This window comes from Nostoc sp. DSM 114160, from assembly GCF_053470305.1.
The window spans coordinates 157772-180795 of record NZ_JBPFGO010000002.1 but is presented as its reverse complement, the minus strand read 5'-3'; the positions used below and the strand labels follow the sequence as shown (position 1 = coordinate 180795).

The following is a 23024-nucleotide window of genomic DNA, read 5'->3' as shown; positions in this document are numbered from 1 at the left end:
CCTATGGCGACAAAATTTCCGAAATTTAGCCAGGATCTCGCACAGGACCCGACGACTCGTCGGATATGGTATGCGATCGCTACAGGCAACGACTTTGAAACCCATGATGGCATGACGGAAGAAAATCTTTACCAAAAGATTTTCGCAACTCACTTCGGTCACTTGGCAATCATCTTCCTGTGGGCATCCAGCCTCCTGTTCCACGTAGCCTGGCAAGGTAACTTTGAACAGTGGATTAAAGATCCCCTTCATATCCGTCCCATCGCCCATGCGATTTGGGACCCCCACTTTGGTAAACCAGCGATCGAAGCTTTTACCCAAGCTGGCGCTAGTAATCCGGTAAACATTACCTACTCTGGTCTCTACCATTGGTGGTATACCATCGGTATGCGGAATAACAGCGAACTGTACAACGGTTCAGTGTTCTTGCTGGTATTTGCTGCTGTATTACTGTTTGCTGGTTGGCTGCACTTGCAACCCAAGTACCGTCCTAGCTTGGCATGGTTTAAGAGCGCTGAACATCGCCTGAACCACCACTTAGCAGGTTTGTTTGGTGTTAGTTCTTTGGCGTGGGCTGGTCACTTAATTCACGTTGCTGTCCCTGAATCTCGCGGTCAGCACGTAGGTTGGGATAACTTCCTGAATACCCCACCCCACCCAGCAGGTTTAACACCATTCTTTACAGGTAACTGGGGTGTTTACTCTCAAAACCCTGACACTCCTGGACATATATTCGGGACATCGCAAGGTGCAGGAACTGCAATTCTGAGTTTTTTGGGTGGTTTCCATCCCCAGACAGAAGCTTTGTGGCTGACTGACATAGCTCATCACCACTTGGCGATCGCAGTTTTATTCATCGTTGCTGGTCACATGTACCGGACAAACTTTGGGATTGGTCACAGTCTCAAAGAAGCCTTGAATGCCAAGAATTTCTTTGGTATTCCTGTTGAAGGGCCGTTCAACCTACCTCACCAAGGTATCTACGACACCTACAACAACTCCCTGCACTTCCAATTGGGATGGCACTTAGCAGCGCTAGGTGTTGTTACTTCCCTAGTAGCGCAGCACATGTACTCCATGCCTTCCTACGCATTTATTGCGAAGGACTACACAACCCAGGCAGCGTTGTACACGCATCACCAGTATATTGCTGGATTCTTGATGCTTGGTGCATTTGCTCACGGAGCAATCTTCTGGGTACGTGATTACGACCCAGAGCAAAACAAAGGCAACGTACTTGAGCGCGTGCTGAAGCACAAAGAAGCGATTATTTCCCACCTCAGCTGGGTATCCCTTTTCTTGGGCTTCCACACCCTTGGTCTGTACGTCCACAACGACGTAGTAGTTGCTTTCGGTACTCCTGAAAAGCAAATCTTGATTGAGCCAGTATTTGCTCAATTCGTCCAAGCTGCTAACGGTAAAGTACTGTACGGTTTAGATACTTTGTTATCTAATCCAGATAGTGTTGCTTACACAGCATGGCCCAACTACGCTAACGTTTGGTTGCCAGGCTGGTTAGATGCCATCAATGCTGGTACTAACTCTCTGTTCTTGACAATTGGGCCTGGCGATTTCTTGGTACACCATGCGATCGCTTTAGGTCTGCACACCACCACCTTGATCTTGGTCAAAGGTGCTTTAGATGCCCGTGGTTCTAAGCTGATGCCCGATAAAAAGGACTTCGGCTATTCCTTCCCTTGCGACGGCCCCGGTCGTGGCGGTACTTGCGACATCTCCGCTTGGGATGCCTTCTACCTAGCTGCGTTCTGGATGCTCAACACCATTGGTTGGTTGACCTTCTACTGGCACTGGAAACATCTCGGTATTTGGCAAGGTAACGTTGCTCAGTTCAATGAGAACTCTACATACCTCATGGGCTGGTTCCGCGATTACCTCTGGGCTAACTCCGCTCAGTTGATTAACGGCTACAACCCATACGGCGTGAATAACCTGTCTGTTTGGGCTTGGATGTTCTTGTTCGGACACCTAGTTTGGGCTACCGGCTTCATGTTCTTGATCTCTTGGAGAGGTTACTGGCAAGAGTTGATCGAAACCCTTGTTTGGGCACACGAACGTACTCCTCTAGCTAACTTAGTTCGCTGGAAAGACAAGCCCGTTGCTCTGTCCATCGTTCAAGCTCGCGTAGTTGGTTTAGCTCACTTTGCAGTTGGTTACGTTGTAACTTACGCTGCATTCTTGATTGCTTCTACTGCTGGTAAGTTCGGTTAATTCGGCTGCTAGTTTTGTAGATAAGTAATCAAAATCCCCTGCCGCAAGGTGGGGGATTTTTTTGTTAAATTGATTAAGTTTAAAATTACAGTAATAGAAGTTAAAAATACTATAAAAATAAGTGGAAATAAAGTGCAATTTCAACAAAAATCTATTCTCAAAGAAAGTTGGTGGCTGATGTGGTGTAGTTTTCCTAACTTAAATTGGGCAAGGTTAAGAACTTACGATGATTTTTCCGCTGAGATATTAGATTGTGATGGTTCTAAATACACATTTTCTAATGAAGAAGAAGCACGTTACTTCTTAATGGAGGATGAATATACACAATTTGAATCACTTGACCAAGAAGATGAACAAGAACTCGGTATCCCGTTGTGTTTCATACAGATACCGGAAGGAAAAAACGAAAATGAATTAATAGAAAAAATGTATGTAAAACAAACCGAAATACGAAATGAACACTAAACTTGTTGAATCATTGTTGCAAGTTATCCTATCTCTTTCAGAGGAAGAGCGATCGCTTTTGAAAGAAAAGCTATTTTTCGATGAATCAGAGCCTTCAACTGATGAGCTAGTGCTACTTGCCCAGAATGGAGGAGCCTTTAACTTTCTTGAAAATGAACCAGATATATACTCACTTGACGACGGAGAACCTATCTAATGTCTCTCCAAAAAGGTGATATCGTCTTAGTTTCATTTCCATTTACAGACTTGAGTGGAACAAAGCTACGCCCTGGTTTAGTTTTATGGATAGACACTATAGGCGATGATGTCACTTTATGTTTTATTTCATCTCAAAACATAAGTAGTTTGAGTCCAGAAGAGTTTATCTTAGAACCTTCAGATCCAGATTTTACTAGTACTGGATTACGGGTTGCTTCTAAAGTTAGGGTGACTCGAATAACTACCATAGAGCGTAGACTAATCACCAGAAGAATAGGTAAATTGGGAACAAGTCAAGTTCAGCAGTTGAACTCAGTGATTCTTCAAGCTCTGAAAATTACATAATTTCAAGTATGTTATGAAGCTAGTGAAAACTGTGTAGTTTACCGCCGTAGTCATCGCCTAAAATTAACTTAGCGATCGCCAGCTATGAGCATAATAATCTACAAGGACTCACTGGAAATCCTGGTTATGGTGAAGTTGCTTGTATTATGAAAAAACGAATTTCAGTAGAAAAATATTCAGCAGTAATCTCAATTATTATCTGTTGTGACAATCGAATTGTTTGGCGGCAAGTTTGTGCTGAGGAACCCCTCAAAGGTTGTCTTGTAGTGGCAGACGAAATACAAACGCGAATCAGGCGATCGCAGTGATAGTATATATGGAAAATCAGGGGAGTTATCAGGTGTCTGTTCCCGAAATTACTGAAAAGCTATTAGCAGCAAAACAAGAGAAAGGATTAAGCTTTGCCGATTTAGAAAAAATTCTCGGACGGGATGAAGTCTGGATTGCTGCTGTCATCTACCGTCAAGCTAGTGCTTCCCCAGAAGAAGCTAAGTTACTAATCGAAGCATTAGGGCTAGGCCCAATTTATATTAATGAGTTGACTGAATATCCTGTCAAAGGATTAGGCCCAGTTGTCCCAACTGACCCCACTGATTTATCGTTTCTACGAAATTATGCAGGTGTACGGATTCCCGCTTAAAGCCGTGATTCACGATAAATTTGGCGATGGAATTATGAGCGCCATTGACTTTACTTTAGATGTAGAGAAAGAAGAAGACCCCAAAGGCGATCGCGTTAAAATCATTATGTCTGGGAAATTTCTACCATACAAAAAATGGTAGTATTTCAATAACATCAAAACAAGTTATAACTATAAAACTGATATTACTTGATAAATCTTGCAAGAACAACCAATAACGCCACCTAAAGAAATAATTATTAATCCCTCTTATACTCAGCAGAACAGAGCCGCATATTTAGGTGATAGTCTGAAACTGATTAAGTTTATTGATGATAATAGTGTTGATTTAATTCTCACCTCACCGCCATTTGCACTCACCCGAAAAAAAGAATACGGTAACGAAACTGCCGAAAAATATATCGAGTGGTTTCTACCTTTTGCATCCGAATTTAAAAGAGTACTGGCAGATAATGGCTCATTCGTACTAGATTTAGGCGGCGCTTACTTACCTGGTAATCCCGTGCGGAGTATTTACCAATACGAACTTTTAGTCAAATTATGCAAAGAAGTAGGTTTCTTTCTTGCTCAAGAATTTTACCACTATAATCCGGCTCGACTGCCAACCCCTGCTGAGTGGGTGACAATCAGGCGGATTCGTGTGAAAGATTCTGTAAATACAGTTTGGTGGTTGTCTAAAACACCCAATCCTAAAGCAGATAACAGAAAAGTATTAAAACCCTATAGCCAAAGTATGAAACAGTTACTCCTCAATGGCTATAAAGCAAAAATACGTCCAAGTGGACATGATATTTCTGATAAATTTCAAAAAGATAATCAAGGTGCAATTTTGCCGAATTTGTTAGAAATTGCTAATACTGAATCGAATAGTGCTTATTTACGACGCTGCAAAACAGCAGAAATTAGACCCCATCCAGCACGCTTTCCTCAAGGGTTCGTCGAGTTCTTCATCAAATTTTTAACTGATGAAGGTGATATGGTATTAGATCCATTTGCAGGTTCTAATACAACTGGCTTTGTTGCTGAAACTCTGCAACGCCGATGGATATCTTTTGAAATTAATGAAAATTATGTAATGGGAAGTCGTTATCGATTTAGCCAATAACCAAATTAAGTAAAGAGTCAGGAGTAAGAAGTTATTAAAATTTATAACTCATAACTCATAACTCATAACTCATAACTCTTAACTTCTAACTACTTACTCAAATTTCTCCATTCACTTGCATTTGATGAACTCGATCGGCTAGCTCTTGACGACCTCGATCATCTAGTTTATCAATAGCTAACATCCCCATCAGAATAACTTCTTTCAGGGTCAAACGTGTGGAATGTGCCTGTTTTTGCACAATCTCTTTAATAATGGGACTGACACCAATCGCTGTACTAGCTCTAGCCACAGAAGAAAAGGAAACACTAATGATTCAGCCTAAATCTTAGCACTTTCAATGAGGTTATTCTCTAGAGCTAAAACTTTATTTAAGTGTGTTTCAACTCATACTTCAAGGAGTAGACATAAATTTGAAATTACGTATAGTGAGTTATCAAATTTTCAGTATGGCAAACCTGATACTTGCTCATTGAGGACACGTTATCGTATGATATCAATATTCTCAAAAGTTAGAATTTTGGCTATTTTTTCCAAAATTTCCACTAAGTTCTCAATTGTCATATTGAAGATACGAGCTAATTTTGATATAGCAGGGAAGTCAACTGTTGTCGTTTTGTGACGACGCGCATAACTTGTAACTCTGCTGCAAATTACCTCACAATGGTCAGAAGCTTCTTTTAGTGACCACACTTTCACTTGTGCTAGTTATCGAAGCTGTAATCTGAACTAATCACATCTTTAATAACTAGCCAACTCTCATGCGATCGCGACTATTAACTGAAATCTAGAAACCTAAAATCTGATGTTTATTTCACATATTAGCAACATCAAAAGCAAAAACCTTTGTTCTGAGATCCTCAAAAATAACTCACTAATCGCCAGTTTGCAAACCTGGTTATATTTGTGATAACTGAGTTAGAAAAAGCGAGCGGCTGATGAGAACAGTGCTTTCAGCAGAAGTATTCGCACAAATAAGACTTGTATACCACCGGGAAAACCCTACTTTAAAGAGATCGTAAATTGTCATATATAATCTCATGAACACGCTTTACAGAAATATACAGCGTAAATAAAAATAATAACTTAACCAAAGTAAAATTTTCCTGAATACAGCCAATTAATGCCGTCATAAGGAAAAGCAGTGAGTAGAGGAGAGAGAAAGCGATGAGGGACCCTTATCTGTTGGCAGCAGGCTTGTTAACAGGATTAGCAATACCAGCATCGGCTCTTCCACATCTGTCAATTGTCCTGCCAGAAAGTTCTAGATTCCTGTGGGATTTAAAACAGGGTTCGCAGACGATAGTCAGTACAAAAATTATCAATAGCGTCGATCTCTCCTTACCCGAACTCAGCTCTCAAGCGTTCCAACCCCTAAAAAGTTCGCAGCCAATAGTAAGTGAGAAAAACGTCCCTAGCGTACCAGAATTCAGCAGTCAGGGATTACCAGTATCAACAGAGTCATCACTCAACCCCAGCACCCAAGCAACTAGCCTCTTATTGACATCTGGAAATCAACTTTACTACCAAAGATTGGCAGCTCTGAAAACAGGTCAGATTTATACACGCGTAGATAGTGATAATTTGCAATCATTGTGGGAGTCGATCAAGAAACGTCAACTAACTTATGACGACTGGAAAAGTTTATTAGCTTTAGAAGCAAGAGCGATCGCTCAAGGTCAAGGTGCCAATCATCTAAGTATTTTAGTTGGTGATTCTTTGAGCATGTGGTTTCCCAGAGAAAAACTGCCTGCTGGTAAATTGTGGCTGAATCAAGGCATATCTGGAGATACTTCTAGTGGCGTTTTAAAAAGATTGGGGGCATTTTCAGCAACGCGGCCAGATGTTATTTACATTATGGCTGGGATTAACGATCTACGAAAAGGCGCTAGTGATGAAACAATTTTGTATAATTATCGCCGGATTGTCCGGCGTTTACGCCAGACTCACCCCAAAGCTCAAATCATTGTCCAATCAATTTTGCCTACTCGTTTACCAAAAATTTCCAATAGCCGTATTCGTCACCTCAACATCCAACTAACCGCGATCGCTAGACAAGAAGGTGCTAATTATCTCAATATTTATAGCTGGTTTACGGATATGGAAGGCAATTTGCGCCCAGAGTTGACCACAGATGGGTTGCACCTGTCTCAAGAGGGATATGATGTGTGGCGAACGGCACTACAGCAGATAGAATACACACTCACTCAGCGTGAGAGTTGAGCGATCGTGCCGACACTAAAAGCGATGTCTACGATGGGCTGCGCCTATGCAATTTTTTAATTTATGGAAGTTACTGAAACTGATGCCATCAACATACGTTCTGTAATTGAATACCAATTAGCAGCCTTTAAAAAAGATGATGCCCAAGGCGCTTTTGCCTTTGCTAGTCCGGCGATTCAGGCGCAATTTGAAACCCCAGAAAATTTTATACAGATGGTAAAGACAAGTTATCCAGCAGTATACCGTCCTCGTTCTGTCTTTTTTGAGAAAATAACAACCATCCAGGGAAACATCACTCAACCAGTGCTGCTACTTGCTCCTGATGGAGTCCCGTTGAGGGCTTTATATTTTATGGAAAAACAGCCGAATAATATCTGGAGAATTAACGGTTGCTTTCTAGTTTCTCTAGATGGTAAATAAACTCTATATTTATAGAACTAAAATCCTATACTTTAACCCCCAAGGCTTCCCTATTTAAAACCTGATTTAACTTACCGCTACGATAACCTTCTAAATCTAAGGTTACGTAGATAAATCCAAAATCTTGAAATGCCGAAACTAGTGTTTGTAAATCGTTAGTTAATACAAACTCTTTGATTTGTTCTGGTGGTAATTCAATACGTGCTGTATCCCCTTCCGATCGCACGCGTAAATTCTGCCAACCTAGCTTTCGCAGATAAATTTCTCCTCTACCAACTCGTTGCAACTTAGCGACAGTAATTTCTTCACCGTAAGGAAACCGGGAACTGAGACAAGGTTGAGCAGGTTTATCCCACCAAGGTAAACCGAGTTGTTGCGAAAGTTGGCGAACTTCAACTTTAGTGACACCCACTTCAGCTAAAGGCGATCGCGCCCCTCTCTCTTTCGCCGCCTGAATTCCTGGGCGATAATCATGCAAATCATCAGCATTTACCCCATCCACCACATAAGGATAACTCAACTCTAAAGCTAAAGGTTTGAGGGTATCGTGCAACTCACTTTTGCAAAAATAACAGCGGTTAACCGGGTTAGAAGTGTAATTGGGATTTTCCATCTCGTGAGTCTGGACGATTTTATGAGGAATCCCAATTGTTGCAGCTTGAATTTTGGCGTCTTCCAATTCTTCTGGTAACAGTGAAGGAGAAACAGCAGTGACAGCCAAAGCGCGATCGCCCAACGCATCATAAGCAATTTTGGCAACCAAAGTGCTATCAACGCCCCCAGAGTAGGCAATCAACGCCTGCTCCATTTCTGTAAATAAGGCTTTTAATTGCTCAAATTTTTCTGTCAGCATCATTTCCCAATCCTGCCAAAACCTTACAGCACCCAATCATTTATATTGTAGTCATTGGTCATTGGTCATTGGTCATTGGGAAAGACTTGTTAAAAGGTTTCCACTCAAATCACCTTGTCCCCTTGTCCCCTTGTCTCCTTCTCCCCTACCCCTCTCTTTCTGGGGCAGGTTTTTTTGATTAGACAAATTTTTGGGATTTTAAAACCAAAACCATTGTCTGAGAACTTAAAACTACGTTCAATAATTGAGAACATTCTCAACTATTTATCGAAAGCCTAAAAGCCTGCCCTTGAAAGCCTACCCCTCTGCCCCCTGCCCCCAGCAAGAACTGCTCCCCTGCCCTATACTGGCGGTTTGCTGTACTTAGCCACCAGACGGGCTAAAAGTGGTAAATCAATTGGTTTAGAAATATAGTCATTTACTCCAGCTGCTAGACAGGTTTCGCGATCGCCTTTCATCGCCATTGCTGTTTGAACAATTACCGGAATCGTCCGATATTGCTCGTGTTCTCGCAGTTGTTGCACCAAGTTAAGACCATTTCCATCTGCCAAACAAACATCCATTAAAATTACCGCTGGATCTAGCTGTGTTAGAGCTTCCCACATCTTGTCAGCATTCTTAACCCAAGCCACTTGATATCCCAATTTATGTAAATAAATTTGTATTAAATTAGCGTTGGGTAAATCATTTTCTACCAGCAAAATTTCTACAGAGGAACTAGGTGTCAAAGGCAGAGGAAATGAGGGAAAATTTGCTTCCTCTGCTTCCTTATCTACCCTGACTCCCATCTCTTGTTTAAGGGGAAGTACAAGGGTAAAACGGGAGCCACGATCTATTTCCGATTCAACTTTCACCGAACCACCGTGAATTTGGGCGAGTTTCTGAGTCACTGTTAAACCTAAACCAGTACCTTCAATGCCATCTGCTACGGCCTTGGCAATTTGGAAATATGGCTGAAACAGTTGAACTTGGTCTTCCTGGGAAATGCCAGTGCCTGTATCCCAAACTGTAAAATGCACAAATCCACCTTTGGAAGCAATGTGTAAGCCAACACTTCCAATACTTGTAAACTTTAGAGCGTTGAAGAGTAAATTCAACAACATTTGCTTGAGTCGTAAGGGGGTCAGCTACTAAGGTTGTAATATCAGGTTCAAGTTCTAGACACAGTTTCAAACCTTTATTAGCAGCTTTCTCTTTCACCAATGCCAAAACATTGCCACACAGTATTGGCACATCTATTGTTTCCCACTGTACTTCTAGCTGATTTGCTTCAATTTTAGAGAGATCCAAAATATCATTAATCAGAGCTAGTAAGTGTTTACCGCTAGACTGAATAATATTTAAATACTCTTGCTGGCGTTCTTTAGTTGGTTCGTACCCTGGGGCTAAAAGCAGATGGGTAAACCCAATAATGGAACCAAGCGGTGTGCGAATTTCGTGGCTGGTGTTTGCCAGGAACTGATTTTTCAGTTGATTGGTGCGCTCCAATTCTTGATTAGAGTTACTTAACTGTTGACACCGTTGCGACCAAGACAGGATGTGTCTAAGTTGTAACAAGGCTGTAGTACAGCATTTGGCAGACCTTGTTATCAATTGCGATCTGAGTTGAGCTTGCGATTCTATGAATGACTCATGATGAGAACTTAGGGGCGCTGTGGCAAGAATTAGCCAGCCCATAACGCTGCCAGAATCATCCGCCAACCGCCAAGCGCTCGGTAGTTGCTGATTCTCAAGCTGTTGCAAATCTTCAATTTTTATGACTTCTTGCAATCTCAACAGCAGCTTTTTTTCTGCTGTCAGCACTTCTAAAAATAAAGGTGGTGAATTTGGGGATGGAGAACGAGAAACATAGCAAACTGTGGCAACAGTTTCTTGTGGTTGACACATAGCGATGCCTACGGCACATTCTGTAAGTGCCAGATTACTGCTGTGAACAGCACTGTTAATCTCGTTAACCACGGTTTGGAAAATTTCTGCTTGTGCTGCTTCTGACTGTGGGACAGTGTTACAAGCAGAAAGCAAGCAATCATTAAGGCGACTTTGCAACTGATTTAAGCTGCTCTCCAGCCACAGCTGCGCGCGAAGTTGCTCAATTGTTGTCAAAAGTTTTGGCGTTGCATCTATCAGTGATTTTTGGTCTGGTAAGCTTGAATACTGCTGCATGGTCAACTAGACCGCTGAACAAGTTTAGCTTCGCATAAAAATCCCAACAGGATTTTATGTATATTAGCCGAGAATTCTTTTTTATTTATAAACGATAACTTATGTTGTTATAAACCATAACTTATGATGTCGAGTTTAGCAGCTACTCCAAAAAAAAATTATTGTATAAACCACCAACCTAAAATTTTTTAAACGCAACTGAAAACTTATGGATGCACAATTCGCTCAACTAATCGTGAATGGGATTGCGGTGGGGAGCATTATTGCTCTAGCCGCAGTCGGACTGACTCTTACTTATGGAATTTTACGGCTATCTAACTTTGCTCATGGTGACTTTCTCACTTTAGGAGCCTATCTAACTTGGCTGATAAATACCATTGGAGTGAATATTTGGCTGTCAATGATTTTGGCGGCGGCGGGAACAGTAGCAGCAATGCTGTTATCGGAAAAGTTACTGTGGTCAAAGATGCGCTCTATCCGTGCTACTTCCACTACGCTAATTATTATTTCTATCGGACTTGCCTTATTTCTTCGGAATGGGATTATTTTTATCTGGGGTGGCAGGAACCAAAATTATAATTTACCTGTTACTCCGGCTTTAGATATTTTGGGTTTAAAGATACCGCAAAATCAATTATTGGTATTAGGGTTAGCGGTACTGGCAATTTTGGCGCTGCATTACCTGTTGCAAAATACCAAAATTGGTAAGGCGATGCGAGCAGTTGCCGACGATCTGGATCTAGCTAGAGTTTCAGGTATCAATGTTGACCGAGTTATTTTTTGGACTTGGGTAATTGCTGGCACGATTACGTCATTGGGCGGCAGTATGTATGGGTTAATTACAGCTGTGCGCCCAAATATGGGTTGGTTTCTAATATTACCATTATTTGCCTCAGTAATACTTGGGGGGATTGGCAACCCCTACGGTGCGATCGCAGCAGCTTTTATCATTGGCATCGTCCAAGAAATCAGCACTCCTTGGCTGGGTTCACAGTATAAACAAGGTGTCGCACTGTTAATCATGATTTTGGTGCTGCTCATTCGTCCCAAAGGTTTATTCAAAGGAACGATTTGAGCAGCACCTATCCACTTCTAACTACTCAATAATGTGGAAATACCAGGCTGCTACCAGGAAATTGATAGCTAACAAGAATATTGCCCAGCCTGTGCGATAGGCGTAGGGAGGTTTAGCTCCACTGTCGGCAACTGGTAAATCTGCAGGATTCTTTGTTGTTTTAGAGGTCATAATCCGATTCTCCTATGTCATGACTTTTTAAGAAATACCAAACTGGCGTACCAAATACCCAAATTCTTTAAGAATATTTGTGTGAATTTGGAAATTGGGCATTGGGCATGGGGCATTGGGCATTGGGCATTGGTTATTTCTTCCCCTGCCCCCCTGCTCCCCCTGCTCCCCCTGCTCCCTCATTCCTCCTCTCCAGCATGATAGGAACTGCGAACCAGAGGCCCAGAACGAACATGGTTGAAGCCCATTTCCCATGCTAATCTGCCAAGCCGATCGAATTCCTCTGGAGTCCAATATTTTTGGACTGGCAAATGTTCTAAAGAAGGACGCATATACTGCCCAATAGTCAAGCGATCGCATCCCACAGCCCTTAAATCAGCCATTGCTTCAATAACTTCATCAACTGTTTCTCCGTGTCCCAGCATCAAACCTGATTTGGTGGGAATTGTCGAATCGATTTCTTTAACCGTAGCCAGCACCAAGAGGGAGCGATCGTATTTGGCTCCCCGGCGCACTGGCCCAGTTAACCGCCGCACTGTCTCAATATTGTGATTGAAACAAGCTGGTTTGGCTTTGACAATCATCGCTATCCGCTGGCGTTGACCTTCTTCCCCAACACCAGCACCACCCCAAAAATCTGGGGTCAGCACTTCTATTTGAGTCTCTGGATTCAATTGGCGGATAGTCGCGATCGTCTCGACAAAATGCCCTGCACCTCGATCGGGCAAGTCATCACGGGCTACAGAAGTCAGCACCACATAACGCAATCCCAAAAGCTGCACCGCCTGGGCAACCTTTTCTGGTTCCTCTAAATCAAGAGGCATTGGTGCATGACCTTTATCTACTTGACAGAAAGCACAAGAGCGTGTGCAAGTAGGCCCCATTAGCAAAAAAGTTGCAGTTTTTTGGGCATAGCACTCTCCACGGTTAGGGCAGCGTCCTTCTTCACAAATCGTGTGAATTTGGCGCTGCTTAATAATGCGTTGTACGGTAGAGATTTCACTGGCTTTACCAATCGAGCGACGTAACCAGCTAGGCATTGCCTTAATTTCGGATTTTAGTTCGGCTTGTTGTGACGAAATCATAAACATCCAAGCAAGATGCGGATATAGATGTAGTGGTCTGTTGATTAAATATCACAATGACACAAATTTAAAAGAGCGCAAGCAAAAGTTTTGCAAAACACTTCTAACAATGTCATTTATACCGAAATATACTATCCCCCAATCCCTAGAAATTATGTATATAGTGGGAGGATTCTCAAGGACAATCGGCAAAGCCGCTATTTACACTTATAGTTTCTGTTAGAGCAAACAGTCGTGGCAAGCAACAAGATTTTAGTTATCGATGACACTACAGTTGTCAGGGTAAAAGTACGAGAAATGTTGCCTCCGGGCAATTTTGAGGTACTGGAAGCAAAAGACGGTGTGGAAGGACTAAATTTCATTCTTCAGGAAAAACTCAGCCTGATTATGCTGGATTTCCTGTTGCCTAAAATGAGTGGCTGGGAGGTTTTCCAGAAAGTTCAAGCCGATCCAGAGTTAAGGAAAATTCCTTTAGTGATCATGTCTGGTCGCAAGGAAGAGGTGACTGAGAAAATCACAGAACCATTTGAATATTTTGAATTTCTGGGCAAACCTTTCGATCAGAAACAACTAATTGGTGCAATTAAGCTAGCTATGGCTAAGGCAAAACAGCCACGCCCAGAACTAGTCTCAGTAGGAGCAGCAATTGGTGTCAAAAATAGCACAATAACAACCTCTGGTGTCGTCAATGGTACGGTAGTAGCTCCTAGCGTTGCAAATAGCGTCACAGCCCCCAGCATCACAACTCCCAGCACTGGAGGAGTCTCCGAGGCAGAACTTAATGCATTGAATGAGAAAATTGTCAAAATGCAAGCAGAAATTGATGGTTTGAAGAAACAGCTAACTCAGGTTGTGACTTTTATTAAACAAAAAATCAAGTAGTATTTGTGCTCGTTATTATTATCGCAGCCAAAAATACACCATCTATACTGGTGTCCGGTTAAAAGCGGATAAAAATAGTTAGTTCAAAAACACTTATGTTGATAAATCATCATTATTTAGTGAGGTACAGCTTGACCTAAGCCCGGTAAAGCTGTACTTTATCTTCCCTCTTAGTAAGTTTAAAGAGAGGTTGTGGTTGAGATTTTGATATGTACTTCACTTAATGAGGGAACGCTACAGTTTAAAATTCAGATATTTAGTAATAAAAATATATTACAAGTCATATTTTATAATACAAATTAAACAAAAAAATCCTCTTTCATGATGAGCATAGTCTTTGCGCGGGAATAATAAGCCATAGAAACAATAATTATGAGTATAGTCTGCAATGTTAGTAGTATCAGATACTTTATATTCGTTTCCTGGCTATCGCATTACTGAACAAATCTACTCAGGCAGTAAAACCCTAGTTTATCGAGGTATTAGAGAAAAAGACCAAAAATCAGTCGTTCTCAAATTGATGCGGAATGAATATCCTACCTTTGCGGAAATAACTCAGTTCCGAAATCAATATATCATCACCAAAAACCTCGATTTTCCTGGCATAGTCAAAACCTATAGCTTAGAAAATTACCGTAACAGCTATGTCTTAGTGATGGAAGATTTTGGCGGTATTTCCCTCCAAAATTGGCAAATAGAGGACAAGGTAAAAAAGGAAAACTGGCTTTCCCTGAACGAGTTTTTCCACATTGCGATTAAAATTGCTTCTACCTTGGAAAGACTCCATCGCGATCGCATCATTCACAAAGATATCAAGCCTGCCAACATCCTCATAAACCCTAGCACAGATGAAATCAAACTCATCGACTTTAGTATTGCCACCCTTCTGCCAAGAGAAATTCAATTTCTCACGAATCCCAACACCTTAGAAGGTACTCTGGCTTACATTTCCCCAGAACAAACTGGAAGGATGAACCGAGGTATTGACTACCGCACTGATTTTTATTCCCTTGGTGTCACCTTCTTTGAGCTCCTCACCGGACAGTTACCCTTTACCAGCAAAGATCCGACGGAGTTAGTTTATTCTCACATTGCCAAACAACCGCTAAGAGCCAGTCAGATTAACTCCAATATTGGGCCAATTTTGTCTGACATCATCAGCAAGCTGATGGCAAAAAATGCCGAAGACCGCTATCAGAGTGCTTTAGGGTTAAAACATGACTTGGAGGCGTGCCAAAGCCAGTGGCAAGAAACAGGAAATATTGCACCCTTTGAACTCGGTGTGAGAGACATCTCAGACCGTTTTATAATCCCCGAAAAACTCTACGGTCGCCAAAGTGAAGTTGAAACCCTACTCGCTGCTTTTAAGCGTGTAACGAGCGGGGCAACAGAAATGATATTAGTCGCAGGTTTCTCTGGCATTGGCAAAACTGCCGTGGTCAATGAAGTCCACAAACCGATTGTGCGGCAGCGTAGTTACTTCATCAAAGGGAAATTTGACCAGTTTCAACGTGACATTCCCTTATCAGGATTAGTGCAAGCCTTTCGGGACTTAATCGGGCAACTGCTCTCAGAAACTGATGCCCAAATTCAACAATGGAAAGTCAAAATTCTGCGGGAATTGGGGACACAAACTCAGGTGATTATTGATGTCATTCCTGAACTCGAACAGATTATTGGTAAGCAACCTCCGGTTACTGAACTCTCTGGCAGCGCTGCCCAAAATCGTTTCAATTTATTGTTTCAAAAATTCATCCAAATCTTCACAACTAAACAACATCCCCTAGTTATCTTTCTCGATGACTTACAATGGGCAGATACGGCTTCCTTAAAATTAATTAAATTATTAATGTGTGAAAGCATGTTATCTTCTTTTTCAGAAGAAACAGAACAAATGCATGAAACCAAAGGAGGGTTTTTATTAATTGGTTCTTATCGAGATAATGAAGTTTTTAAGGCACATCCGCTTTCTTTGACACTACAAGAGATTCAAAAAGCAGGAGCAATCATTAATACAATTACCTTGGCACCTCTAAATCAAGGTGATTTAAATCATCTAATTGCTGATACACTTCATTGTTCTGAATCAGTTGCTTTTTCTCTTACCCAGATGGTGTTTGCTAAAACTAAAGGCAACCCCTTCTTTTCTGTTCAATTTCTCAAATCTTTACATGATGATGGGCTAATTGTATTAAACTTTGATGCAGGTCATTGGCAGTATGATATTTCCAAAATAAAAGATTTAGCTCTGACAGATGATGTAGTAGAATTTATCGCCCTGCAAATAGAAAAATTGCCAATATATACCCAAAAAGTTTTGAAGCTAGCTGCCTGTATTGGGAATCAATTTGACTTAAAAACTCTGGCGATCGTTAATGAAAAATCTGTAGTAGATACAGCATCAGACTTGTGGCAAGCATTACTTGATGGGCTAGTTTTACCACAAGCTGAAAATTACAGCATTTTTTCAAAAGATAATACTAATCAAGAATTCATTGTTGATCGAATAGAATCTACACAATTTTCAAATTCTAATTTACAGCTACCTAAGTATAAATTTGTCCATGACCGAGTGCAGCAAGCAGCTTATTCTTTAATTCCTGAAGAACAAAAAAAGCCAATTCACTTAAAAATTGGGCTACTGTTATTGAACAATATTCCGGTTTTAGAACAGGGAGAAAAGATTTTTGAGCTTGTCAATCAGTTTAATATCGCAGTAGAATTCATCTCTCCTCAAGCTAAACGAGATGAATTGGCCCAGATGAATTTAATTGCTGGACGTAAAGCTTTAGCATCAACAGCTTATCCCGCTGCTGTTAAGTATTTAACTATCGGCATCCAATTACTGGCAAGTGATAGTTGGGAGACTAAATATCAACTAATCCTAGCTTTGTATGAGACAGGAGCAGAGGCTGCGTATCTAGCTGGCGACTTTAGGCAAATGGAGCAATTAGTAGAAGTAGTGTTGGCACGAGCAAAAACACTGCTAGAAAAAGTAAAAGTTTATGAAGTCAAAATTAAAGCTTATGGAGCGCAAAACCAAGCACTAGAATCTGTCAGGACTGCACTAAGTGTTCTAAAATTGTTGGAAGTTGAGTTGCCTGAAAATCCTAGTCAGTCAGATATTCAGCTAGCGATCGCTGAACTAACATTAAATTTAAATGGAAAGCGGATTGAGGATTTAATTGATCTGCCAGAAATGACGGCAGAACAAACATTGGTAGTTATGCGGATTCTATCGAATGCGCTTTTTTTCGCCTATGCAGTTACTCCTGAACTTTTTTTCCTGATTGTTCTTAAACAAATCAACTTATCGCTTAAATATGGCAATGCCCCTTTGTCCGCCTTTGCATACGTTCTTTACGGAACGATCCTCTGTAGTGAAAAGGGAGATATTCAGTCTGGCTATGATTTTGGCAAACTGGCTTTAAGTTTGGTGGCTAAGTACAATGCTAAAGAAGTTGAAGCAAAAGTTATGGAGGTATTTCATGGAGGTATCCGTCATTGGAAGGAGCATCCTAAGGAAACATTAAATACTGTACTAGAAGCTTACTCTCTAGCGATAGAAACAGGAGATTTAGAATTTGCAGCTTTATTTCTTCAGTTTTATTGCTTCTGTTGTTATTCCATTGGTAGAGAACTTACAGGGCTGGAACGCGAGATAGCAAACTACAGCAATGCTCTGAAGCAAATCAAGCAAGAAAGAGCGTTTAACTGGAATTGTATCTATCAACAAAGTGTCTTAAATTTACTGGGGTTTGTAGAAAATCCTTGTCGTTTAATTGGTGCAGCCTATGATGAGGAGAAAATGCTGCCACTGCATTTGGAAGCCAAGGATGGAATCGGACTTTTATATCTATATTTCCATAAACTACATTTATGCTACTTGTTTCAGCAGTTCCCTCAAGCAGCTGAAAATGCCACCCTAGCTGAAAAGTATTTAGATAGTGGTACAGGACAACTAGTTGTTCCTGTTTTCTATTTTTATGATTCTCTGGCCAAACTGGCGGTGTACGCCGATGCACCTGATTCAGAGCAAAAGCGTATTCTCGATCGGGTGCAAGCTAATCAGGAAAAGATGCAATATTGGGCATATCATGCCCCAATGAATAATTGGCATAAATTTTATTTGGTAGAAGCAGAAAGGTATCGAGTTGAAGGTAAATATTTTGAAGCAATGGAAGAATACGACCGTGCTATCTCCCTAGCTGAAGAACATGACTACAAAAATGAAGTAGCTTTAGCTCAGGAACTTGCAGCAAAATTTTATCTAAAATGGGGCAAGCAGAAAATTGCCCAAACCTACTTAATTGATGCCTATTATGGATACGTTAATTGGGGAGCAAAAGCCAAAGTTGACGATTTAGTAAAACGCTATCCCCAATTACTCACTCCTATATCCCAGCAACAAAAACAGAGTATCCCTGCTAGCGAGGAAAGCGCTTCTTTCAATAGCATATCTATATCATCTTTATCTACCCTAAGTAATCAACAAACTGTTATTGGCTCGAAGACAAGTATTTCTGATTCTCTGGATTTAGCCGCATTCATTAAAGCATCTCACGCACTCTCTGGAGAAATCGAGCTTGAGCGACTACTTTCTACTTTAATGGAAGTTGTTATGGAGAATGCAGGAGCTTCTAAATGCGCTTTAATTTTGAGTGAAGGTGATAACTTAGCATTAACTGTCACAGCAGTTTGTTCAAGTTCAAATTTTGAACATACCTATACTGAGTTTCCATCAACTTGCCTTGAATCAAGCTACGATGTTCCCATTACTTTGATTAACTATGTTAAACGCTCTAGAGAAATCTTGGTTATTGATGATCCAATAGCTGTTTCTTTTCTAGCAAGTGATAGTTATATCACTAGTGAAGAACCTAAGAGCTTATTGTCTATACCTCTTCTAAATCAAGGTAAATTAATTGGGATTCTTTACCTAGAAAATCGTCTGACAACAGGAGCATTTACACGCGATCGCATAGAAGTTCTCAAACTTCTCACCACCCAAGCAGCAATATCTCTAGAGAATGCTATTCTTTATAAAAACTTGGCACAAGCTAAAGAAAGTTTGGAGGAATACAATCATACCCTAGAGGGAAAGGTTCAGGAAAGAACTCAAGAACTCAACGACAAAAATCAATGTTTACAACAAACTTTACAAGAATTGCAAAGTACCCAAATCCAATTAATTCAAAGTGAAAAGATGTCTTCTTTGGGACAAATGGTAGCGGGAATTGCTCATGAAATAAATAACCCGATTAACTTTATTCATGGCAATATCAATCATGCTAGCGAGTATGTTCAAGAGTTGCTGGATTTGATAGTTATTTATCAGCAAGAATATCCCCATCCTTCCCCTCTAATTGAAGAGAAATCTGACGAGATTGACATAGATTTTTTATCAAAAGACCTTATCAAGATTTTAGATTCCATGAAAGTAGGGAGTTCGCGTATCCGAAATATTGTTTTGGGCTTACGTAACTTTTCTCGCTTAGATGAAGCTGAAATGAAACCTGTAGATATTCATGAGGGAATAGACAACACCTTAATGATTTTGCAGCACCGACTGAAACCAAATAGCAATTTACTAGAAATTGAAGTCATCAAAAAATATGGACAATTACCAGAAGTTATTTGTTACCCTGGTCAACTAAATCAGGTATTTATGAATATCCTGAGTAATGCAATTGATGCTTTAGAAGAGTTATTTATCATAGATCATCCATCATTAGTAAATAATCGAGAAGAATTAACAAATGATATAAATACGTCACCGACTTTTCATCGTGTACGACAAATTCACATTTTTACTGAACTAACAAATTCTAATACGGCGATAATTCGGATTACTGATAACGGTTCTGGCATGACAAAAGCCGTGCAGCAGAAAATATTTGACCCATTTTTTACCACCAAGTCAGTAGGAAGTGGTACAGGTTTAGGGTTGTCGATTAGCTACCAGATTGTCGTGGAAAAACACAAAGGTAGTTTAACCTGTGATTCTACACCAGGAAAAGGAACTGAGTTTACTATTGAGATACCAATGCAACAGTTAGAGGGCTAGATGAGTAATCGATCGAGTCCAAACCTAAGAGTACTAAAAACGCAGTTTTTGTGAAAAGCTGCGTTTATAATATTTATTAAAATCGCTCTGACAGATTATTAAAAGACAGATGTGGATGTAGTTGTCATATTCACTCTAGGCTCTTCACGCACATGTCGTCCTGTAACTACCATCTTCACCCCATTAGCAGGCGCAAGTGCAAAACCTCGACGTTGAGGATGCTCTGGCCGCTTACCAGCTAGAGCAAGTTGATAGCCTGACAGTACTTTTGCTAATACTAGCTTCATTTCAAACACAGCCAAAGCTTCACCCATACAGCGACGAACTCCACCACCAAAAGGCAAAAATTCATAGGCAGAAAATTCGTGTTCTAGAAAGCGTTCTGGTTTAAATTGCTGAGGCTGCGGATATAAATCCTCGCGCTGATGAGCCAGGTAAATACTGGGAACCAGTAATGTTCCAGAAGCTAAAGGATGTCCTAGTAGTTCACAGGATTCTTGGACTATCCTGGGGAACGCGAACATTGCAATCGGGTAAATTCGCAAAGTTTCATTACAAACAGCCGTGAGATAAGGCAGTTGGAAAATGCTCATGGGATCTGGGGAATCACCGAGGGAATCAAGTTCTTGAAGCAATTTCTCTCGGACTTTCGGTAAATGATGAATCCAATACAATCCCCAAGCCATTGCTGTTGCCACTGTTTCGTGTCCCCTGCTACCATCAGTGTCATCAAATCATCACGCAACTCTCGATCTGTCATCGGATTACCTTCTTCATCCCGCGTTAACATCAGCAAGGATAAAATATCGATGCGATCTGGATTGGGTTCTTCCCGGCGTTGGGCAATTTCAGCGTAAAGCAATTCATAAATTTGCTGCCGTTGACGCAGAAACCATCCCCAAGGACTCCAAACTCCTAAATCTTGTTGCAGGAAGGGGAAAAAAAGGAAGCTAGAAGTAAAGGGTGAGCTAAAGAGATCCAAAAGCAACGCCATTAAGCGCTTGATTTTGTCGTAACGTCCTCCCTTATGCAAGCCAAAGACAGCTTGTAAAATGATTTGCAGAGAAATTTCCTGCATTGCAGTACGAGCTAAGAAGGGCTGATTTAGCGGTAACTGACTAAAAACTTGTTCGGTGAGATTAGAAATCAAAGAGCCGTAGGCTCGCATTCTGTCACCATGAAAGGAAGGCATTGTGAGTTTTCGCCGCCGTTTATGGCGTTCACCGTTCAGCATGAGGAGTGAATATTCCCCGGCTAAGGGTTCAAATATTCTGTTCACTTTACCAACGAATAGAAACTTCTTCCGATCGTTAGTGAAAATTTCCTTGATTGCTTGAGGATGGTTCACAAAAACCACAGTCTCCCCAAAACCAATTACCTCAGCAGTAAAAATGTCAGGATATTGCTGAGCTGCATTTTCCATAAAACTAACGGGGTCTGCAACCCACTGGATTTTCTGGAGCAAAGGGGGAGTTTTTAGTGGATTAGGTAGTTGCATTTGATTTTTCATACTGAAATTGCGTTATTTTTGTATTGTTAGTTATGGGGTAATATTGATTCACTTTGAAGCAGTAAAATTCTAGATGCTCCCAACACCTTTAAAAAAATCGTTGGGAGCATCGTGAAAAATATTCTCTGAGATATTATATTTTTCCTTATGATGGTAGTAAAACTTTCATGTTTGAAAGTACTTGCATATTGCTTTGAGATTTATCTAGCTCTAAAGTTTCTACTAACTCCAGTCTTTCTATAGTTTGATAGCGATCGGAATTAAAGTACCAATCGAGATTGCCGCGTATCCAGGCGTACATTCCTGATATGTATTTTGCAAGTTCAGCATCTAATTCTTCTCCAAAAGATGGCAGACATGCTTCTAATTCGAGCAGTTCTCGTACTTCTCGATCGTGGATGTCGATTGCACGCTTAATCGCTATTTCTAGAGGTAGTTTCTGTTGATAGTGCAATACTAATACTAGATTGTGAACATCACCACTTGCCATTTCTCTAGAATACGAGAAGATATCATTACACCAGGCAAGAATATTAATTGTCTTCTCCTTGAGTTTTTTAAAGATGTCGTGCTGTCGTAAAATATCAGGAATCAGCAATTGCTCGCAAAATTCAATCAATACTACGGTAAGATCCCCCGCCGAACTTAAGTTTCGTATTCTGATATAAGTATCAATATCCGGTATTATTTCCTGTGCGCGATTACTTGCTTCCTGTACACACCCGGCGAAGTATTCCTCAAAGCTAAAAACAAAGTGATGGAACCATTTTATGCTCCCTATTTGGAGCATCCGTTGTCGTAGGTCACTTAAAGCATAGCTAAGGTGTATATCGTTGCTTGTAAGTTCTGCTCCATTTAATATTTCAATAAATCTCTGGTGAAAAAGCTTAAGTGCTTCAGGTTGTTGGCCTAAATCTGACATATCACATTGATCGTCCCAAATAAACAGCCAACTGAACAAGTCACTGGCAATCTTTATTTTTTCCAGATTGCAGTAAGGATAAGCACCTGCTACGAGCTTGAAAAAATTTGACTTGAGGAAACGTCGATAAACTGATTCATTTGCCAGTAAGTTAAAGCAAGTTACCCATTCAAGAGCATACTCTTCTAAAACATCAATATGCTTATTGATATGGGATGAAAATGGACAGTATAAATCGGAGGAAAGTAGTTCCTTCATAAAAATATATTAGTTAGAATTAACTAACATAAAGTACAGGAAAATAAAATCAATAGACTCATAGAAAGCCTATAAAATTTTTTTGAAAATAACTCCCTGTCACACCACATATATACAGTGTGTAAATCATATTTACGTCACTGTATATATGTGGTGTGTAAATCTATATGAGTATTTTCAAACTTAAACAGTATTGTTCTATGTTTTTTTTTTTTTAATAACCGTAAATATACCGTAATTTTCTGGAATGATATTTTTTTATAAAAAAAATTACATCTAAGAATACTCATGATAAACACTGTTGACGAAATGAAAAAATTAACTTATGGCATCAACAATATTATTCTGGGTTAGCGCTACTTTTATAAAAAGGCAAGGGTAATAATGACTAATTTCAGAGCGATCGCCTTTAT

General features: G+C 40.5%; 16 protein-coding genes and 3 pseudogenes. 12 read left to right on the top strand and 7 right to left on the bottom strand.

What is annotated here, in order from left to right; genetic code table 11:
• The first annotated feature begins 3 nt into the window (after positions 1–3).
• The 7 genes and pseudogenes from psaB (at position 4) to NSTCB13_RS17835 (ending at position 4982) form a co-directional block, all read left to right on the top strand.
• Complete coding sequence (psaB, locus tag NSTCB13_RS17865; RefSeq protein WP_448267216.1) at positions 4–2229, top strand: photosystem I core protein PsaB; 2226 nt, start codon at positions 4–6, stop codon at positions 2227–2229.
• Between the two features lie 69 nt (positions 2230–2298).
• Positions 2299–2694, top strand: coding sequence for a hypothetical protein (locus tag NSTCB13_RS17860; protein WP_445631433.1), 396 nt, complete (start codon positions 2299–2301; stop codon positions 2692–2694).
• Positions 2684–2890, top strand: a complete 207-nt coding sequence (locus NSTCB13_RS17855; protein ID WP_448273333.1) for a hypothetical protein — start codon at positions 2684–2686, stop codon at positions 2888–2890. The genes NSTCB13_RS17860 and NSTCB13_RS17855 overlap by 11 nt, the downstream gene beginning before the upstream one ends.
• Positions 2890–3237 (top strand): type II toxin-antitoxin system PemK/MazF family toxin, encoded by a 348-nt coding sequence (locus tag NSTCB13_RS17850; RefSeq protein WP_448273332.1) that lies wholly within the window; start codon positions 2890–2892, stop codon positions 3235–3237. Before NSTCB13_RS17855 ends, NSTCB13_RS17850 begins: the two co-directional genes overlap by 1 nt.
• A 146-nt stretch (positions 3238–3383) precedes the next feature.
• Positions 3384–3545, top strand: a complete 162-nt coding sequence (locus NSTCB13_RS17845; protein ID WP_445631435.1) for a hypothetical protein — start codon at positions 3384–3386, stop codon at positions 3543–3545.
• Between the two features lie 32 nt (positions 3546–3577).
• Positions 3578–4019: pseudogene (gene cynS, locus NSTCB13_RS17840) on the top strand (cyanase).
• Between the two features lie 72 nt (positions 4020–4091).
• The gene (locus tag NSTCB13_RS17835; RefSeq protein ID WP_445632098.1) at positions 4092–4982 is read left to right on the top strand and encodes a DNA-methyltransferase; all 891 of its coding nucleotides are present in this window, start codon (positions 4092–4094) and stop codon (positions 4980–4982) included.
• Positions 4983–5079: 97 nt separating this feature from the next.
• Here NSTCB13_RS17835 and NSTCB13_RS17830 read toward each other — a convergent pair whose 3' ends face one another.
• Positions 5080–5274, bottom strand: a complete 195-nt coding sequence (locus NSTCB13_RS17830; RefSeq protein WP_094342069.1) for a hypothetical protein — start codon at positions 5272–5274, stop codon at positions 5080–5082.
• An 875-nt stretch (positions 5275–6149) separates the two neighbouring features.
• On the opposite strand from NSTCB13_RS17830, the gene NSTCB13_RS17825 reads away from it, so the two are divergent.
• Both NSTCB13_RS17825 and NSTCB13_RS17820 read left to right on the top strand, forming a co-directional pair.
• The gene (locus NSTCB13_RS17825; RefSeq protein ID WP_448273331.1) at positions 6150–7205 is read left to right on the top strand and encodes an SGNH/GDSL hydrolase family protein; all 1056 of its coding nucleotides are present in this window, start codon (positions 6150–6152) and stop codon (positions 7203–7205) included.
• 63 nt (positions 7206–7268) lie between these two features.
• Positions 7269–7625 carry a DUF4864 domain-containing protein gene (locus tag NSTCB13_RS17820; RefSeq protein WP_445631437.1) on the top strand — a complete coding sequence of 119 codons (357 nt, stop codon included), beginning with the start codon at positions 7269–7271 and terminating at the stop codon, positions 7623–7625.
• Between the two features lie 25 nt (positions 7626–7650).
• Here the strand turns inward: NSTCB13_RS17820 and larE are convergent, their stop codons facing one another.
• Together larE and hrmK are read right to left on the bottom strand one after the other, a co-directional pair.
• On the bottom strand, positions 7651–8478 hold the full coding sequence (gene larE, locus NSTCB13_RS17815) for an ATP-dependent sacrificial sulfur transferase LarE (RefSeq protein ID WP_448274178.1): 828 nt from the start codon (positions 8476–8478) through the stop codon (positions 7651–7653).
• 341 nt (positions 8479–8819) lie between these two features.
• Positions 8820–10641, bottom strand: a pseudogene (hrmK, locus tag NSTCB13_RS17810) (hybrid histidine kinase/response regulator HrmK).
• A gap of 208 nt (positions 10642–10849) precedes the next feature.
• Between hrmK and NSTCB13_RS17805 the strand changes: the two are divergent.
• Positions 10850–11716 (top strand): branched-chain amino acid ABC transporter permease, encoded by an 867-nt coding sequence (locus NSTCB13_RS17805; RefSeq protein WP_322697126.1) that lies wholly within the window; start codon positions 10850–10852, stop codon positions 11714–11716.
• 21 nt (positions 11717–11737) lie between these two features.
• Here the strand turns inward: NSTCB13_RS17805 and psaX are convergent, their stop codons facing one another.
• Positions 11738–11887, bottom strand: a complete 150-nt coding sequence (gene psaX, locus NSTCB13_RS17800) for a photosystem I protein PsaX (RefSeq protein WP_194041075.1) — start codon at positions 11885–11887, stop codon at positions 11738–11740.
• Between the two features lie 179 nt (positions 11888–12066).
• Positions 12067–12972, bottom strand: coding sequence for a lipoyl synthase (lipA, locus tag NSTCB13_RS17795; RefSeq protein WP_448273329.1), 906 nt, complete (start codon positions 12970–12972; stop codon positions 12067–12069).
• 234 nt (positions 12973–13206) lie between these two features.
• Here lipA and NSTCB13_RS17790 point away from each other — a divergent pair, with 234 nt between their 5' ends.
• Together NSTCB13_RS17790 and NSTCB13_RS17785 are read left to right on the top strand one after the other, a co-directional pair.
• Positions 13207–13854 (top strand): response regulator, encoded by a 648-nt coding sequence (locus NSTCB13_RS17790; RefSeq protein ID WP_445631441.1) that lies wholly within the window; start codon positions 13207–13209, stop codon positions 13852–13854.
• A gap of 388 nt (positions 13855–14242) precedes the next feature.
• Positions 14243–19921: an ATP-binding sensor histidine kinase gene (locus NSTCB13_RS17785; protein ID WP_448273328.1), complete on the top strand. Its 5679-nt coding sequence runs from the start codon at positions 14243–14245 to the stop codon at positions 19919–19921.
• A 98-nt stretch (positions 19922–20019) separates the two neighbouring features.
• Here NSTCB13_RS17785 and NSTCB13_RS17780 read toward each other — a convergent pair.
• Together NSTCB13_RS17780 and NSTCB13_RS17775 are read right to left on the bottom strand one after the other, a co-directional pair.
• A pseudogene (locus NSTCB13_RS17780) lies at positions 20020–21419 on the bottom strand (cytochrome P450).
• Positions 21420–21576: 157 nt separating this feature from the next.
• Positions 21577–22611 (bottom strand): terpene synthase family protein, encoded by a 1035-nt coding sequence (locus tag NSTCB13_RS17775; RefSeq protein ID WP_448273327.1) that lies wholly within the window; start codon positions 22609–22611, stop codon positions 21577–21579.
• Positions 22612–23024 lie beyond the last annotated feature (413 nt).

Coding starts and splice junctions, on each gene's coding strand:
- NSTCB13_RS17820 (WP_445631437.1), top strand. CDS start 7,269: ATGGAAGTTACTGAAACTGATGCCATCAACATACGTTCTGTAATTGAA.
- NSTCB13_RS17845 (WP_445631435.1), top strand. CDS start 3,384: ATGAAAAAACGAATTTCAGTAGAAAAATATTCAGCAGTAATCTCAATT.
- NSTCB13_RS17785 (WP_448273328.1), top strand. CDS start 14,243: ATGTTAGTAGTATCAGATACTTTATATTCGTTTCCTGGCTATCGCATT.
- NSTCB13_RS17775 (WP_448273327.1), bottom strand. CDS start 22,611: ATGAAGGAACTACTTTCCTCCGATTTATACTGTCCATTTTCATCCCAT.
- lipA (WP_448273329.1), bottom strand. CDS start 12,972: ATGATTTCGTCACAACAAGCCGAACTAAAATCCGAAATTAAGGCAATG.
- psaB (WP_448267216.1), top strand. CDS start 4: ATGGCGACAAAATTTCCGAAATTTAGCCAGGATCTCGCACAGGACCCG.
- psaX (WP_194041075.1), bottom strand. CDS start 11,887: ATGACCTCTAAAACAACAAAGAATCCTGCAGATTTACCAGTTGCCGAC.
- NSTCB13_RS17825 (WP_448273331.1), top strand. CDS start 6,150: ATGAGGGACCCTTATCTGTTGGCAGCAGGCTTGTTAACAGGATTAGCA.
- larE (WP_448274178.1), bottom strand. CDS start 8,478: ATGCTGACAGAAAAATTTGAGCAATTAAAAGCCTTATTTACAGAAATG.
- NSTCB13_RS17805 (WP_322697126.1), top strand. CDS start 10,850: ATGGATGCACAATTCGCTCAACTAATCGTGAATGGGATTGCGGTGGGG.
- NSTCB13_RS17855 (WP_448273333.1), top strand. CDS start 2,684: ATGAACACTAAACTTGTTGAATCATTGTTGCAAGTTATCCTATCTCTT.
- NSTCB13_RS17850 (WP_448273332.1), top strand. CDS start 2,890: ATGTCTCTCCAAAAAGGTGATATCGTCTTAGTTTCATTTCCATTTACA.